The organism is Pseudomonas juntendi (assembly GCF_009932375.1).
In the GTDB taxonomy this organism is placed as follows: domain Bacteria; phylum Pseudomonadota; class Gammaproteobacteria; order Pseudomonadales; family Pseudomonadaceae; genus Aquipseudomonas; species Aquipseudomonas juntendi.
In genome coordinates this window covers 1-330 of the sequence record NZ_BLJG01000509.1, presented here as the reverse complement: position 1 = coordinate 330, position 330 = coordinate 1, and the positions used below count along the sequence as shown (strand labels likewise).

The following is a 330-nucleotide window of genomic DNA, read 5'->3' as shown; positions in this document are numbered from 1 at the left end:
CAACCACCGAGCCCAAGGCGATTCTCGAGGGCGGTGCCTTGCTGCCATTTGGCGGGCACAAGGGCTCGGCGCTGTCGATGATGGTCGAATTGCTGGCGGCGGCGCTGACAGGCGGGCATTTCTCCTGGGAGTTCGACTGGTCGGAGCACCCGGGGGCGAAAACGCCATGGACCGGGCAACTGATCATCGTCATCGACCCGAGCAAGGCCGAGGGCGAGCGTTTTGCCCAGCGCAGTCGCGATCTGGTGGAGCAGATGCAGGCGGCAGGGTTGACGCGCATGCCGGGTGAACGGCGTTACCGCGAGCGCGAGGTGGCAGACGAGGAGGGGG

1 protein-coding gene is annotated in these 330 nt (G+C 66.7%); it reads left to right on the top strand.

Annotation, left to right across the window (positions count from 1 at the left end; translation table 11 throughout):
- Positions 1-330 (top strand): Ldh family oxidoreductase (locus tag GYA94_RS26985; RefSeq protein ID WP_161893487.1); only part of this gene is annotated, 330 nt, incomplete at both ends.